The organism is Pseudarthrobacter sp. HLT1-3 (genome assembly GCF_059383535.1).
Genome location: NZ_JBWZCJ010000001.1, coordinates 301,211 through 316,214 on the forward strand (window position 1 = coordinate 301,211; position 15,004 = coordinate 316,214).

General features: G+C 62.7%; 12 protein-coding genes and 1 pseudogene. 4 read left to right on the plus strand and 9 right to left on the minus strand.

Annotated features, from left to right (window positions below; all coding sequences use genetic code 11):
* Window positions 1-155: 155 nt before the first annotated feature.
* From AC50X9_RS01375 to AC50X9_RS01395, 5 genes and pseudogenes are all read right to left on the minus strand, one after another.
* Window positions 156-1,524, minus strand: a pseudogene (locus AC50X9_RS01375) (MFS transporter).
* Window positions 1,525-1,656: 132 nt separating this feature from the next.
* Window positions 1,657-4,050, minus strand: a complete 2,394-nt coding sequence (locus AC50X9_RS01380) for a bifunctional salicylyl-CoA 5-hydroxylase/oxidoreductase (RefSeq protein ID WP_494889342.1) — start codon at window positions 4,048-4,050, stop codon at window positions 1,657-1,659.
* A gap of 12 nt (window positions 4,051-4,062) precedes the next feature.
* Window positions 4,063-5,721 (minus strand): AMP-binding protein, encoded by a 1,659-nt coding sequence (locus AC50X9_RS01385; protein WP_494889344.1) that lies wholly within the window; start codon window positions 5,719-5,721, stop codon window positions 4,063-4,065.
* Window positions 5,722-5,762: 41 nt separating this feature from the next.
* On the minus strand, window positions 5,763-6,668 hold the full coding sequence (locus AC50X9_RS01390) for an acyl-CoA thioesterase (RefSeq protein WP_494889346.1): 906 nt from the start codon (window positions 6,666-6,668) through the stop codon (window positions 5,763-5,765).
* Between the two features lie 3 nt (window positions 6,669-6,671).
* The gene (locus AC50X9_RS01395; protein ID WP_494889348.1) at window positions 6,672-7,154 is read right to left on the minus strand and encodes a cupin domain-containing protein; all 483 of its coding nucleotides are present in this window, start codon (window positions 7,152-7,154) and stop codon (window positions 6,672-6,674) included.
* A gap of 166 nt (window positions 7,155-7,320) precedes the next feature.
* On the opposite strand from AC50X9_RS01395, the gene AC50X9_RS01400 reads away from it, so the two are divergent.
* Window positions 7,321-7,719 carry a RidA family protein gene (locus AC50X9_RS01400; RefSeq protein WP_494889497.1) on the plus strand — a complete coding sequence of 133 codons (399 nt, stop codon included), beginning with the start codon at window positions 7,321-7,323 and terminating at the stop codon, window positions 7,717-7,719.
* Window positions 7,720-7,772: 53 nt separating this feature from the next.
* On the opposite strand, the gene AC50X9_RS01405 is transcribed toward AC50X9_RS01400, so the two are convergent.
* On the minus strand, window positions 7,773-8,219 hold the full coding sequence (locus AC50X9_RS01405; protein WP_494889350.1) for an acyl-CoA thioesterase: 447 nt from the start codon (window positions 8,217-8,219) through the stop codon (window positions 7,773-7,775).
* Between the two features lie 172 nt (window positions 8,220-8,391).
* Between AC50X9_RS01405 and AC50X9_RS01410 the strand changes: the two genes are divergently transcribed.
* The 3 genes from AC50X9_RS01410 to AC50X9_RS01420 all read left to right on the plus strand — a co-directional run bounded on the left by AC50X9_RS01410 (window position 8,392) and on the right by AC50X9_RS01420 (window position 11,977).
* Complete coding sequence (locus tag AC50X9_RS01410) at window positions 8,392-9,264, plus strand: PaaX family transcriptional regulator (protein ID WP_494889352.1); 873 nt, start codon at window positions 8,392-8,394, stop codon at window positions 9,262-9,264.
* A gap of 263 nt (window positions 9,265-9,527) precedes the next feature.
* On the plus strand, window positions 9,528-10,304 hold the full coding sequence (locus AC50X9_RS01415; protein ID WP_494889354.1) for a cyclase family protein: 777 nt from the start codon (window positions 9,528-9,530) through the stop codon (window positions 10,302-10,304).
* Complete coding sequence (locus tag AC50X9_RS01420) at window positions 10,301-11,977, plus strand: thiamine pyrophosphate-binding protein (RefSeq protein ID WP_494889356.1); 1,677 nt, start codon at window positions 10,301-10,303, stop codon at window positions 11,975-11,977. Before AC50X9_RS01415 ends, AC50X9_RS01420 begins: the two co-directional genes overlap by 4 nt.
* Window positions 11,978-12,110: 133 nt before the next feature.
* On the opposite strand, the gene AC50X9_RS01425 is transcribed toward AC50X9_RS01420, so the two are convergent.
* The 3 genes from AC50X9_RS01425 to AC50X9_RS01435 all read right to left on the minus strand — a co-directional run bounded on the left by AC50X9_RS01425 (window position 12,111) and on the right by AC50X9_RS01435 (window position 14,901).
* On the minus strand, window positions 12,111-12,902 hold the full coding sequence (locus AC50X9_RS01425) for an AraC family transcriptional regulator (protein ID WP_494889358.1): 792 nt from the start codon (window positions 12,900-12,902) through the stop codon (window positions 12,111-12,113).
* A 319-nt stretch (window positions 12,903-13,221) separates the two neighbouring features.
* Window positions 13,222-14,322, minus strand: a complete 1,101-nt coding sequence (locus AC50X9_RS01430; protein WP_494889360.1) for an LLM class flavin-dependent oxidoreductase — start codon at window positions 14,320-14,322, stop codon at window positions 13,222-13,224.
* 63 nt (window positions 14,323-14,385) lie between these two features.
* Window positions 14,386-14,901, minus strand: coding sequence for a flavin reductase family protein (locus AC50X9_RS01435; RefSeq protein WP_494889362.1), 516 nt, complete (start codon window positions 14,899-14,901; stop codon window positions 14,386-14,388).
* Window positions 14,902-15,004 lie beyond the last annotated feature (103 nt).

Below are 15,004 nucleotides of genomic sequence, written 5' to 3' on the forward strand. Positions count from 1 at the left end.
GAAGGCCGCACCGGGCCCAGCGGCAGAAGTGGTGCGGCTGTGCCGATTGCTGACGACGTTAGTCGATTGATAAGGACGGTAAACGGAATCGGACGATGCGCCTGAGGGCGCATCGTCCGATCCAGCTGCAGGCAGCTTTTATCAGGTCCGGACCGTCACTGCAGTCGGCTCGAAGGCTCCAGCTTGGCGGATGCATTCGTTTCGATGACGGGCCTTGAGCCTGGCGTCTTGGGGATCATCGCTACCGCAACGGCGGCCAGGATCGCCACGAACGCGAAGACGATGAAGTTCCACTGGAACGGAAGCTGTGCCGATCCGATCCAGCCGCCGATGAGTGGCCCGGAAATCGCTCCGATGCGGGCAAAGGACAGGGCCCAGCCGGTGGCAGTTGCCCGGGCGTAGGACGGGTAGTAGTCGGCCACCCAGCCGGTAAGGACGAGGGATGTTGAGATGGAACCCACGCCGGCCAGGGCGACGAAGACGTAGTTGACGAAGATATTGTTCGGGAACATCAGCAACAGGATTCCTACACCGCCGATGGCGTAGAAGAGGACGAGGATGAGTTTCTTGCCGTAGATATCGGCGGCCCGGCCGAGCACCATGCCGCCGATGGCGGAGGCGAGGCTGAAGACTGCCAGGAACGTCAGGGATGAGCCCAGGTCGTAGCCGGCCTTCCGCATGATGGTTGGCAGCCAGGTGTTGAGGCCGTAGACGAGGACCATGCCGCAGAACAGGGATATCCAGAAGAAGACGGTGGGCCTGAGGTAGTCGCGGGAGAAGAGAGCCATCAAAGACTGCTTCCACCCCACAGGCTTCAGAGCCTCGCCGGCAACCGGTGCTGGAGCCCAGTCGTTGTCGACAAACGGTGTGACGCCCAGCTTGCCCGCGAGGCGCAGGGCCTCAGCGCGGCGGCCCTTGCTCATCAGGAATTCAAGGGACTGGGAGGATCCATGCCAGGATCGGGATAAGCAGGATCGGGATGAATCCCACACCAATCACCCAGCGCCACCCCAGCGTCGGAAGCAGTGCGAGGGCAACCAGGGCGGCTGCGAGAATTCCGAATGAGTACCCGGAATACATAACGCCGTAGTTGAAGGACCTGCGTTTGGGGGCCGAATACTCGATGGTGAGGGCAGCTGCCACGGGGATGATGCCGCCCATGCCCAGGCCTCCCAGGAAGCGGAACAACCCGAACATCTCCGGCGTGGGTGCCAAGGCTGCGCCCAGCTGGGTGGAAGTGAAGATCAGGACGGACAGCAGCAACATGTTTTTGCGGCCGACGCGGTCTGAGAGAGTGCCGATCGTCATGGCGCCGATCAGCATCCCGATCAGGGCATAGGAACCCAGCCCGCCGAGCTCCAGCGGGCTCAGGTCCCACTCCTTGTATTCGGCGAGGGCGGGAATGATGGCGCCAAGAACCCCCACGTCGTAGCCCTCCGCGAGGATGGCGAGCCAGCAAGCGAGCAGTACGCGGTTGGTTGTTTTCGGTGGAACTGGCCATTGGGTGTGGTTCAACGCAGCCATTGAGGTCCTTCGGTGGTGTTGGAAGTGGTGACTGGTGGCGCGGGGCGGCTTGGATATTGAAGCCGGCAATCATCCGGAAACAAGCCTTCCCGCCGCCGCCGCATCACCTATGAGTCATGGATTCGACAAGTCCTACTGAGCCAGACTCGGCTCTGCAGCAGAGATTCCGGGCGTCCAGCGCAGATGACCGTCGGGTGTGATCAACTCCGGTTCCTGGAGGAGGGACAACCGCGGACGGACGGCGTCCGTCCTGCCGCTGGGAGGCTTGCGGCGGCCGGCCTGGAACTGGGGGATCCATTGTGACCCCGGGCCCTGGTATTCCTGCTCCGCGGCGGCATGGAGAGTCCACTGCGGATCGTACAGATGCGTGCGGCCCAGGGCAACGAGGTCGGCCCGGCCTGCCAGCAGCACGGAATTGACGTCGTCGAAACTTGAAATGGCTCCGACTGCAATCACCGCGACTCCGGCCGGCGCCGCAACCTCCTGCCGGATCCTGTCGGCAAACGGCGTCTGGTAGCTCCGGCCGAAGGCGGGTTTTTCCTCCTTGGCAACCTGCCCCGTGGAGACGTCAATGCCGGCCGCGCCATGATCGACGAATGCCTGGGCAATCACGATCGCGTCGTCTGAGGAGTTTCCGCCCTCGATCCAGTCAGTCGCCGAGATGCGCACCGTCAACGGCTTGTGAGCGGGCCAGGTGGCACGAACGGCGTCGAAGACCTCGAGCGGGAACCGCAGCCTGTTCTCCAGGCTTCCGCCGTACTCGTCCGTGCGCTGGTTGGAGACGGGGGAGAGGAACGAGGAGAGCAGGTATCCGTGGGCAGCGTGGACTTCGAGCAGGTCGAACCCCGCTTCTGCTGCCCGTCGTGCTGAGCTGACGAAATCAGCTTTGACCCTGTCCATCTCGGTCCGGTCGATTTCGCGGGGGACGTGGTTGCCGGGGCCGTAGGGGAGGGCTGACGGGCCGACGGGCTCCCAGTTCCCCTCCTTGAGCGGCTCGTCGATACCGTCCCACATGAGCCGGGTGGAGCCTTTGCGGCCAGAGTGGCCGATTTGGACGCCGATTTTCGCGGTCGAGCGCGTGTGGACGAATTCGACAACTGATTTCCAGTTCTCACGTTGTCCGTCGGTGTAGAGGCCCGAGCATCCGGGAGTAATGCGCCCTTCGGCTGAGACGCAAACCATTTCGGTCATGACCAGGCCCGCGCCGCCGAGTGCTTTGGACCCGAGATGGACCAGATGGAAGTCCCCGGGCATGCCGTCGACGGCGGAGTACATGTCCATGGGGGAGACGACCACACGGTTCTTGAGCTCCAGCTCCCCGATGCGGTAGGGCTGGAACATCGCGGGGGCGATGTCCGGCAATCCTTGGGATTCAGCGAAGTGGCGCTCTACGGTTTCTGCGAATCCGGGATCCCGCAGGCGCAGGTTCTCCTGCGTGATCCGGCGCGAGCGGGTGAGCAGGTTGAACGCGAACTGCGTTGGCTCCTGGCCTTTGTACTGTCCCACGCGTTCGAACCATTCAAGCGAAGCCTGGGCGGCCCGTTGGGTGGACTCGACGACGGGGCGACGCTCGGTCTCATAGGCCGCAAGGGCGGTTTCAAGGTCCTGGTGCTCGTGAAGGCAAGCAGCCAGTGCGAGCGAGTCTTCCATGGCGAGCTTGGTGCCTGAGCCGATGGAAAAGTGCGCGGTGTGCGCGGCGTCGCCCAGCAGCACGATGTTCCCGTGGCGCCAGCTGCGGTTCTTGACCGTGGTGAAGTTCAGCCACTTGGAGTTGTTGGACAGTACCTCGTGTCCGGCGAGTTCATCGGCGAAGATGGCGCGGATCTTGCTGATGGCCTTCTCATCGGAGACACCGGGGGCAAACACCTCGGCAGCTGTCTCGCCGAAGCCGGCCGCGTCCCACACATCGGGGGACATTTCCACGATGAAGGTGGAGCCTTCGTCGGAGTAGGGGTATCCGTGGATCTGCATGGTGCCGTACTCGGTGTCCTTGACGAAGAACTTGAACGCCTCGAAAACCTGGTCGGTGCCCAGCCACATGAATTTGTTGGGCCGGGGGTCAAGGCTGGGCCCGAATGACTCCGCGTAGGTTGCCCGGATCTGTGAGTTGATCCCGTCGGAGGCGAGCACCAGGTCGTAGCCGGCCTCGAGCTCGGCGATGGGCGGTGCGGGGGTACTGAACCGGACGTCCACGCCCAGTTCGCTGCAGCGGCGCTGCAGCAGTTCCAGCAGCTCCTTGCGGCTCATCGCGGCGAAGCCCTGGCCCCCTACCGTGAGGATTTCATCGCGGAAGTGGATATCAATGTCGGACCACCGAGCAAACCGCCGACTCATGTATTCAGCAACCACAGGGTCGGCGTTGCCGATGCCCCCGAGGGTTTCGTCGGAGAAAACGACGCCGAATCCGAAGGTGTCTGAGGCGGCGTTGCGTTCCCAGAGCGTGATGTCGTGGGAGCGGTCCAGCTGTTTCATCAGTGCTGCGAAGTACAGGCCCCCGGGGCCGCCTCCGACGATAGCGATCTTCATGGTCTGCTCCTTCTATGGCCGGGTGGCGGCTGCGCCGGCCAGCTGGTCGTTGTCGAGTTCGAGGCGGTCGCGCAGCTTGAAGTGCTGCAGCTTGCCGCTGGGGTTGCGGGGGAGTTCGCTGACGAAGCGGACGTCCCGCGGGTACTTGTACGGCGCGATCGTGGCTTTGACGAAGTCCTGGATCTCCTTGCGTTTGGCATCGTCGGCAGCGACGCCTTCGCGCAGGACAATGAAGGCGCAGACCACGCTGCCGCGTTCAGGGTCGGGGCGTGCGACGACGGCGTTCTCAACAACGTCGGGGTGCTGGTCGATGGCCGCTTCAACTTCGGGGGCACCGATGTTGTAGCCGGAAGAGATGATCATGTTGTCGGAACGGGCCTGGTAGATGAAGTATCCGTCGGCGTCCCGGATGAACGTGTCACCGGTGACGTTCCAACCGTTGACGACGTAGTTGGCCTGCCGTTCGTCATCCAGGTAGCGGCAGCCCGTGGGGCCGATTACTGCGAGCCTGCCGGCCTGGTTGGGACCCACCTCGTTGCCATCCTCGTCCAGGATGGTGGCGCGGTACCCGGGTACAGCCAGGCCGGTGGTGCCCGGCCGGATGTCTTCCCCGGACGCGGAGATGAAGACATGGAGCAGCTCCGTGGAGCCGATGCCATTGACCAGCCGGATGCCGGTGGCGTTGTAAACGGCCTCCCATGTTTCTTTGGGCAGGTGTTCGCCGGCGGAGACCGCGATCCTGAGCCGGCTGAGGAGATCGCCGCGGCCGGCCTTGAGAATTGCCCGGTAAGCCGTTGGCGCCGTGAACAGGATGGTCACGCCGGCGGCCGCGGCGTGCTCGGCAAGCTCTACCGGGCCGGACCGTTCGGTCAGGAGTGATGAGGCGCCGAATCGCAGCGGGAAAACGACAAGTCCGCCGAGGCCGAACGTGAAGGAGATCGGCGGTGACCCGGCGAAAACATCGTCGGGGGTGGGCTGGAGGATATGGCGCGCGAAGGTGTCCGCATTCGCAAGGATGTCGCGGTGAAAGTGCATGGTGACCTTGGGCATGCCCGTGGTTCCCGACGTTGGCCCCAGAAGCGCGACGTCGTCGGCCGCGGTTTGCACGTTGGTGAACTCGCCGCTTTTGGTTGCGCACAGGGCAAGGAAGTCATCGGCACGGGTGCCGCCGTACGGGACCACAGTTGCGTCGTCGCCTGCCGCGAGAACCATTTCGTCCAAGAAGCGGTGGTCCGAGATCGCCAGGACGGGCGTGGTCAGCCGGAGCAGCGTGGCAACTTCGGACGAGCGAAGGATCGGCATCGTGGTGACAACTACGGCGCCGGCTTTCAGGACTCCCAGCCAGGCCGCGACGATCCAGGGGTTGTTGGGACCGCGAAGCAGGACGCGGTTGCCCGGGACGACGCCGAAATTCTCCGTGAGGACCTGCGCCGCCTGGTTGGCGTGCTTCTGGAGCTCGCCGTAGCTCCAGGTTGTCCCGTCGGGGGTGTGGAGCGCGGGGCGGGAGGCTCCGTGTTCGGCCACGGCATCGTCAATAAGTACAGCGCCGGCATTGAGCATCGCGGGGTACTGGAGTTCAGGCAGTGTGAACTCCATTGTCGGCCACGTCTCGGCGGGCGGCAGGTGGTCATGGGTAAAGGTGTCCACATGGGCTGAGGAAGCTCGTGTCATGGCCACTCCTTTTCAGTGCGTCTAATGGTTGGGCTTGGTGGTCAGGAAGCTTGGCGGATCATGCCTTCTTGGGCCACGGTGGCGAGCAGGCGGCCGTCCCTGTCGAAGAACCGGCCCAGTGCCAGCCCGCGGTTGTTCTGAACCGAAACGGCTTCCTGCGCGTAAAGGATCCAGCCGTCCGCGCGGCCGTCACGGTGGAACCACATGGAATGGTCAAGGCTGGCCGTGCTCAGCCCTGGCGAGGACCAGTGCAGGTCGTTTACCCGCAGCAGCGGCTCCAGGATGGTGTAGTCGCACACGTAGGCCAAGGCGGTGCGGTGCAGATCCGCTGTCGCATGGGCGTCGCCGGCGTCGGGCAGCAGGTCGAAGGCCTTCACCCAGACTGCTTGATGGGGCTGGCTTTCGCCCTCGACCTGGACGTAGAGGGGACCCGGAATGTGGCGCATGTCGAAGCTGCGTCCGGCTGACCAGTAGGCCGCGGCTGCACCGGGTGTCTCCTCAAGCGCTTCGGCTGCCGAGCGAAGGGATTCGGGCTCAACCGCGGCGGGGGCGTCCGGTTGGAAGTCCGGGCCGTTTTCCGGAACGTGGAAGGATCCCATCGCGGCGAACACCGTTTTGCCGTTCTGGTAGCCGCGGACGCTGCGCGTGGAGTAGCCGCGGCCGTCGCGCAGGCGCTCAACTTCGTACCTGACGCTCGACTCGAGCTCCACAGGCCGCATGAAGTAGCTGTGCATCGAATGCAGGCTGCGGTCCGACTCCACGGAACGCATCATCGCCGCCGCCGACTGGGCGACCATGTCGCCGCCGTAGGACTTGGGCCACGGCACATACTGTGTCACCGCTTCGTAGGCCTCGTCCGCATGCTGGGCTGGAACCGGGGTGAGGTTGATGGCGCGGAGAAAGGTCTCCGACGTGGGGGCTTTGATTGCCGGGGTAGCTGGAATCATCGTCTATGCCCGGCGGTAGCCGGCGAGCGTGTCATCGGCGACGTCGTCCAGGTTGACGACTATGTTCTCCGGGGTGCGGGCGGTGAGCCACACGAGCTCGTCGGTCACCGACATGTTCGCCTCGACGTGGGGCATGAACGGGGGAACGAAGACCCAGTCTCCGGCTTTCATGTCCTGGTACTCGGAGTAGTTCTCGCCGAAGTAGATTCGGCCCTGGCCGCGCAGGACGTAACCGCCGGTCTCTGCTTCGCCGTGGTGGTGGGGCAGGGAACGGTAGCCGGGAACATTGGATACCTGGCCGAACCAGATCTTCGTGGCCGGGGTGTGCTGGATGGAGACGCCCGAAACGCGGACGCAGTCCCCGGACTGGGCAGTATTGGTGTCTTCCTCCCCGGCCCTCGTGACTACGGGAACTACTCGCCCGTCGGATCCGGCATAGATCGAGTTGTCGCCCTCGGTCAGGTATTCGGTGGTTGTGTCTGTCATGGTCTTCACTCCTTGGTGCTGGTGGCTGCAGCCGACGTGCGGGATCCGGTCCCTTCAATCCATATATCGACTTTGTTACGGTCGTCACATATGCTCAAGTTAGCACGACAGAGAAGATCTGAATAGTGCCTTTCACGCACCAGCAACAACGCCGATACAGGAGATCATTGTGAACAGGACCATCAACCCCGATTCACTGCCCAAGCCGTCCGGGTATGCGCACGGCATCCTTTCCGGAAACATGGTTTTCCTGGGCGGGCAGACAGCACTCGACAAGGACATGAAGATCGTCGAAGGGGGAATTGTCGAGCAGTTCAGGCAGGCATTTTCGAACGTGCTGGCGACGCTGACCGCTGCGGGCGGCGACGCGCGGGATCTGGTCAGCGTCACGATCTATCTCACCGACGTCGATGACTACATGGCCAACGGCCGCGAGATCGGCCGGATCTGGCGGGAAATGGCCGGCACCGAGTACCCTGCCATGGCGGGGATCGGCGTCACGCGGCTATGGCAGAAGGAAGCGGAAATCGAGATTCAGGGCATAGCGGTGATTGCGGACCGCTGACGCCTCACGGCCGGCCCGCTTCGCCGTCCAGGGCCATTTATGCCCAGTGCCATTTATGGGGCGGGGATATGTTCTGCCATCAGTCTGTTGATGGCATCCACCAGGCCACCGGGCCACGGCTGCGATGTGTCGAAGCCCGGTGGCACGTGGGCAACCGTCACGGTTCCAAAGGCGGCGACGCCCCCAGCGGACTTGGAGTGCTCATGGCCGCGGACTTCGAACGCATAGGTCAGGGATGTACGGCCGAGCTTTCGGACTTCGACTGCCGCCGTGATGAGTTGGCCGAACCAGAGTTTGGACCGGTAGGAGATTTCCTGGTGGACGCGAGGCGCACTGGGAAAGTAGTCAGGCAGGTCGAGGCTCCGCATGAGTTCGGCCTCTGCAGCTTCAACCCACCGCATGATCGCGGAGTTGTGCTGGTGCCCCGAGGCGTCGGTATCAACCCACTCGACTACCTTGTCGATGCTGGCGTGACCGACCCGTGGAGTTCGTGCTGTCATGGCGCTCCCGGACCCGTGGAGGTATGGTCCCTCCGGTTTATTATGTAAGGTGTTTGACGACCGTTCCAATGGTGCCACAGCCGTGTGTCCAACTGAAAACAAGGGCCGGCACGGCTGCGATTTGAAAGTGCCGGTTAGTAACGGCCGAACTCCGACCAACCCGAGGTGCCACATGGCGAACGCCGAAACTATCCCCGATATGGTCCCCATGCCGCGCCATCAACACCTCATCGTGACGGTCTATGGACTGTATGCAAGGGAGCTAGGCGGCGTCCTCGCCGTCTCGGACCTCATCCGTCTGCTCAGCGACCTCGGAGTCGAATCGGCCGGTGTGCGGTCGTCGGTGTCCAGACTCAAAAAACGCGGTGTGCTGGTCAGCCTGAAACGTGGCGGCTCCGCAGCGTACAGCCTCGCTCCGGGACTGGAAGAAGTGTTCAAGGCCGGCGACGAACGCATCTTTTCGCCCCGCCGGGCCGAGGAAGGCGACGACTGGTTGCTGACGTCGTTTTCGGTGCCTGAGTCTCAGCGGCACCTGCGCCACAAGCTGCGCACCATACTGACCCGCATGGGCTGCGGACAGGTTTCCCCGGGGCTCTGGATCGCCCCAGGCAGCCTGGCGGGCGAAATCGCCCAGCAGCTGGACCGCGCCGGGCTGATGGAGTACGTGGACCTGTTCAAGGCAGCTCACCTGGGCGAAGCAAGCAGCAGGGCAAAGGTCGGCCAGTGGTGGGACCTTCCAGCCCTGGACGCCCTCTATTCGGACTTTCTGGTGCGCCACGAGGACGTGCGGACGCGCTGGTCCGGCCGCCTGCCCGGGCAGGCCGAGACGGCGGAAGAATTGCGGCAGGCGTTCATTGACTATGTGCCAACGGTGACCCAGTGGCGCCGCCTTCCGTACCTGGACCCGGGGCTGCCGGAGAAGTACCTTCCGGAGGGCTGGTCGGGTATTGCGGCAGAGGCGCTCTTCGCTGAGGTGCATGCCTTGTTGGGCCCCAAGGCCCAACGGTACGCCCGGTCGGTGCTCACCCCTGAACATCCGTCCTAAGCGGGGATGCCCCGACGGCCGCGACGTTGCGGTCATAATGTAGTGAAATAATTTCGATCGCAAATAAAGCGATACAAATGGTGCCGGTTGTGGTTAGAATCAGTAAAACCCGGATGCGCCGGAGCGGACCCGCTGATCAACCGGAACCAGCCAGCTCCCCGTGAATGCACCGGGCTGGTGTGCTCGGCCGGCCGGAAGCGTGAAGGATACGCCCCGCCTGGCCAGGCCCGTTTGACTGATGAAGCAAACTGGATAGGAGAGCAATGTCTGTAGTAGATGCCCTGATTAAGGCCCTCGCTGACGGTTCGGTGGAAGTCCTCGACCTCACGACTCCGCTGAGCAGGGATACCCCGATACTCAATCTGCCGGAGCCCTTCGCCAACACCGTGGGCCTGAGTCTGTCTGCCGTGAGCAACTTCGACGACGCGGGGCCGGCCTGGGCGTGGAACGACGTCTCCGTCGGGGAGCACGCCGGCACGCATGTGGACGCGCCCGTTCACTGGATCTCCGGCCGTGACGGCAAATCAGTGGATCAGATCGAACCGTCCCGTCTCGTCGGACCCCTTGTTGTCATCGACAAAACGGCGGAAGTCGCCGAGGATCCGGATTTCCTTCTGGAGCCCGAGCATCTGGAGCAATGGCAGGAGGAGCACGGCACCTTCCCCGATAACTGCTGGATCATCTTCCGCACCGGCTGGTCCGCTCGAGGCGACAACGCCGAAGAATTCGCCAACGCGGACGAGGCCGGACCACACACGCCGGGAGTCTCGGCCGCCGGTGCCAAGTGGATCTCGACGAACGCCAGCATCAGTGGGTTCGGGGTGGAGACTGTGGGCATTGATGCAGGACAGGCCGCAAATTTTGACCCCATGTTTCCGGTTCACTCATACCTAATGGGTGCGGACAAATATGGAGTGACTTCGCTTCGCCACGTCGACAGACTCCCTGTGCTCGGAGCCACTCTAATTGTTGCGCCATTGCCCATTGTCGGTGGAACCGGCAGCCCGGCCCGCGTCTACGCACTGGTGGAAGCACCGTGAGCGAGGCGACCCGGACGTCGACGCTGGTCGGGCAGACGCTGGCGAAGCTCGGCGTCGGCCACGTTTTCGGTGTCGTCGGCAGCGGAAACTTCGACGTCACCAACACTCTTATCCGCGAAGGGGTGCCTTTCACTGCGGCCCGGCATGAAGGCGGCGCCGCGACCATGGCGGACGCCTACTCCCGGATGTCAAACAGGGTCGGCGTGGTAAGCACGCACCAGGGCTGTGGCCTGAGCAACGCGATCACGGGGATTGGGGAGGCGGCAAAGAGCCGCACGCCCATGATTGTCCTGACAGCCGATACGCAAGGAGCGGCCGTCCGATCGAACTTCAAAATTGACCAGGACGGACTTGCCCGAAGTGTCGGGGCCGTAGCCGAGCGGATCCACTCCGCTGAGTCCGCCGTGGCGGACACCGTTCGGGCCTTCCGCACAGCGGTCAACGAACGGCGAACCGTCGTCCTGAGCCTTCCCCTGGATGTTCAACAGACGGTGGCGGCCGGTTCCGTTGACGACGTAACCCTCCAGCCATCCGCCCGTCTGCGTCCCGATCCCGCCGCCGTCGAGCAGCTCGTTCAGCTCCTCCGGCAAGCGGAACGTCCCGTCTTTGTGGCCGGACGAGGGGGACGAGGCGCCCGCGACTCGATTCTCGCCCTCGCAGAGCTCAGCGGCGCCCTCGTGGCTACCTCCGCAGTAGCCAACGGACTCTTCAACGGCGAGACCTTCAACCTGGGCATCTCCGGAGGTTTCTCGTCTCCGCTGACAGCGGAGCTCATCGCCGGAGCGGACCTGATCGTCGGCTGGGGCTGCACCTTGAACATGTGGACCATGCGGCACGGCCGGCTGATATCGCCGGGTGCCAAAGTAGTCCAGGTCGACGTCGAAGACTCCTCCCTGGGCGCCAACAGGCCAATTTCGCTGGGAGTGCTTGGCGACTCGGCCCTCACCGCGGACGATGCCCTGGTCCTTCTGAAAGACATGGAGCCGGGGCCAACGGACAAGTACCGCACTGAGGCGAATGCCGTGCTCATCAAGCAGGCTTCGAGGTGGCGTGACGTGGAAACGCCCGACCTGTCCACAACGACGTCGATTGATCCCCGTGTACTTAGCCGGGAACTCGACTCGATCCTCCCGGCGAACCGCATTGTTTCCGTGGACTCCGGAAATTTCATGGGCTATCCCAGCCAGTACTTGGCGGTGCCGGATGAATTCGGTTTCTGCTTCACCCAGGCATTCCAGGCCATTGGTCTCGGGCTTTACACCGCCATCGGGGCGGCGCTGGCCCAGCCGGATCGGTTGCCGGTTCTGGGCGCCGGTGACGGCGGGTTCCTGATGGGCATCAGCGAGCTGGAGACGGCCGTCCGCCTGAAGCTGCCGCTCGTCTGCATTGTCTACAACGATTCCGCTTACGGCGCGGAAGTGCACCATTTCGCGCAGGAAGGCGAAACCGTTGACCTTAGCAGTGTGACTTTTCCAGACACTGACATTGCTGCGATTGCCCGGGGATTCGGGGCTGTTGGAATTACGGTACGAAACCGGGAAGATCTGCAGGCAGTCAAGGAATGGGTGGCCGACTTTGATGCCGGATCCCAGAACCGCCCTCTGGTGATCGATGCGAAAATTGCATCCGACGGCGGATCCTGGTGGCTCGCCGAAGCCTTCCAGGGACACTGACCGTTCGGCGCAGTCCGTGGCCGCCCGGTAGGCCCGGCCGGCCACAGGATGCCGTTCATCGCCCAAATGCCACGGGCGATGGACGGCATTGCATGTTTGGTGGTTCTTTGGAATGACCCTTCGCAGGCTATGGCTAAACGACGCCCTTGGCTTCGGCGCGTAGCCTCTGGACCGTCGCAGACGGCGACTCCTGGTATCTCTGCGTGTAGTAGGCAGAGAATCGCCCAAGATGCGAGAACCCGGAGTCATAGGCAGCCCCCGCGATGGAAATCTTCATGGACGGGCCCAGGGACTCCAGTTTGTGCCGGGCGTTGGCCAGTCTCATGTCCCGAAGAACCTGGGCAGGGGTCCGTCCAAGGTGGTCCTTAAAGGCCGAATGCAGTTGCCTGGTGCTGATTCCGACTGCGGATGCCACGTCGTCGATTCGGATATTTCCCCTGAGGTTCTGGTCGAAGTACCGGCACGCCAACTCGACATAGGGCGGGAGGCCGGACTCCGGCAGCGGGGCGAAGGATGTCTCAAGAAAAGGGGCTAGGCCCGCGGACATAGTGGCTAAGAGAATGTTTTCAAGCCATCCAATTGCTTGTGGCGGGACGCCCTGGTCCAGTTCATGGCAGGCATCAAGCCAGGCGTGGGTCACCATGGCGGGGCTGCTGAGCTGGAGCGGGACGTCGCTGGACAACGATATTGGCTTAACCATGAGTCGGCTGGAAGTCAAGGCCAGATGTCGTTCGAGGATGTCGGCGTCTACTCCGCCAATCAATGCTCCCCGGTCGGGGTCGGGGACCATCTTGGTCTGATGATGCGAGCTCAGCGCGAACGGTGTGTTGGCCACCCACTGGTTGCCGCAGGACTCCACTAACATGGGTCCTCGCGGGATGACAAGCAGTGCCCTCCGGCCGGAGGGCGGGCTGACAACAGTCACGCCGGCGCCATAAGCCACAAAGACCAGGCTTACAGCGCCGACGTGGAGCCCATTGACTGTTCCGTCAATGCTTTTTCCGCGGTGAGGTACCAGCAGGTGTTCCTCGGCGGTCAGACTGTTGACTGAATCCCGGACGACGGCCGCAGACCTGCTTCGCGTCAGGGGATATGCGGCAAGGGGCTGCACAGTCGGCCCGCTCAGAGAAACATCTGCGCCACTTGAAGTGCCCATGCAAATGTCCTCTCAAAGCCTAGGACCCAATTCTAGTTCAGGCAGCCACCACCTGCATAGAGCTCTCCTGACGGTGAAAAAAATAGTTCTATACGGTTTCGAGCAGCGGCTGCCGCACGCCCAGGCGCTCGAGGCGGGGCAGTACCTCCTGTGCGAAGTACTCAAGCTCGCCCGCGTAGTCGACGAACGCCAATGTCATGCCATCGAAGCCGGCCTTCGCAAACCTGGCGATCTCGTTAGCCACATCATCCGGGGTTCCGATCAGCGGGCAGGAGCCGTGACCGGCTGCGAACCTGGATCTCATGGTTGCCAGCATTTCCTTGGTGAAGGACTCTGCGTGGAGACCTTGCAGATTCATGAGGTAGTCAACTGCGCCCCAGTCCGCGTTTTCCTCGGCATAGTAGTGCAAGTAGTCAGTAGCTTCCTGGCGAGTGGGCCGGCAAACGACATGGCTAAGTGTGAGCACGCCAACTTCGCGCTGGTAGTCCTCCATGGCCTTGGTTTTGACTGAACGGACGATATCCTCCCCGTCTTCAGGCCCGCCAACGATTGTGAACACGAAGTCAGAATTCCGACCGGCAAAGTTGCGGCCCTGCGCAGAGGACCCGGCGTTCAGGATCGGGACCCTTCCAGCGGCGGGTTTCGGCAAGGACTCAACGTGCTTGAGCGAGAAGAACTTACCGTCAAAATCAAAGATTTCGTCACGATCCCAGGCTTCTCGCACGACGTCCCACCACTCCTGGGCGAATCCGTATCGATCATCATGGGCGTCGGCCATGTCCACGCCCATGGTTTCGTATTCCGGCTGGTTCCAACCGGCAACGATGTTCAATCCGGCCCGGCCGCCGCCTATGGCATCCAGTGTGGCAATCTGCTTGGCAGTCACCAAAGGATGGTTGAACGCCGTATGAACCGTGGAAAAAACGGATATCCGCTCCGTTGATGCCAGGAGCGCAGCGGCCCACGGGATGGGCTCAAGCACCGAGCCATGAAAGTTCGTGTCGCCTTTGTATCCGATCCACCGTGCAATGGGGAGGAGAAAGTCAATTCCCGCCTTGTCAGCGATGCGGGCCATTCTGAGGTTCTCCTCCCAGGTGGCGCCCCAACGCTCCTCGATCTTGGTCACTGCCAGGCCGCCGGAACAATTCGGTGAAAACAGCCCGAGCTTGAAGTGGTCTTTTCTGTTCATGGGGTGCATGATGCCTCTTTCTGGTTGGTGGAGATGCTCTGGAAAGAACGAAATGGCGAATGCTCAGGGTTTCCGTAGCTGGTGCAACAGCAGCGGATCGATCGATGCCGGCTGGGATATGTGCTCCACCCGGCCCAGAAGAATGATGTGGTCTCCGCCCTCGTACCGGCTCCACAAGCGGCAATCCAGGCGGAGTTGCACCTCGGGCAATGCCGGTGCGCCGGTAGCGCCCGGCTGCGTCGTGAGGCCGTCAAACTTGTCTACGCCACGCCGTGCGAACCGGGGAACGTAGTGGGCGTCGGCCTGATCCAGAACGTGGATTGAAAAGTTTTCTGTCTCCATCCAGATGTCAAAACTCGTAGATGCCTTGTCAACGCACCAGGAGACTAGCGCCGGCTCCAAGGAGACCGAGGCGAAACTGTTCATCACCAGCCCTGCCTGCCTGCCGGCTGTCGCCGTAGTCACGACGCAGACCCCGGTTGCCCAGTGCCTCATGACCGATCGGAGTTCGGGTGCTGCTACCGGGACGCTTGGTTCATCTGCCCTGGTCCTGTGACCCGGCATGCTGTCAACCAACATTGGTACACCTCCTCAGTGCTGCTAGTTCCTCAATTCTGGGGGTGGCAGCAGACGCGTACTATCCGGATTACGCGGACCTTTGGCCATTTATGGTGACGCAGAT